This is a genomic window from Vibrio viridaestus (assembly GCF_003856525.1).
Classification (GTDB): Bacteria; Pseudomonadota; Gammaproteobacteria; order Enterobacterales; family Vibrionaceae; genus Vibrio; species Vibrio viridaestus.
Window position 1 is genome coordinate 1 of sequence record NZ_RJVQ01000171.1, and the last position, 383, is coordinate 383.

General features: G+C 47.0%; 1 protein-coding gene. It reads right to left on the reverse strand.

The annotated features are described in order from the left end of the window. Nucleotides 1–93: 93 nt before the first annotated feature. Nucleotides 94–383, reverse strand: a 290-nt coding sequence (locus EES38_RS23395) for a hypothetical protein (RefSeq protein WP_208020512.1), incomplete at its 5' end; no start/stop codon positions are given.

Genomic DNA, 383 nt, shown 5'->3' on the forward strand with positions numbered 1-383 from the left:
GAAGAGATTGGTGTAAGGTAGTGTGGTAGTAACGAGGAAACGAAAAGGTACAATCAGAAGAAATCTTTCAGGTAAAGGAGACACAACCACTTTTTATGAAGAAAGTAAAAGAAGGTTACAGCAGGATCGCCACTGGCTTCTATTCTGAGCCATATCTGATAACGTCTCTAGCCACTGTGTAGCACCATCTCTCAGACCCCAACCAGGGAGTCGTGAAGGACCGACAGAAGCCAGTCCTTTGCAGCTTTCTTTCATACCACGACACCATGTCATACACTGACCACCTCTCCGCTTTTTCCAACCAGTACCAGTGGCGGCAAATAATGCACGACGTGGAATTCTCTGGGACGACATTCGTAGAACATGCTCAAGCCACCGAAGTC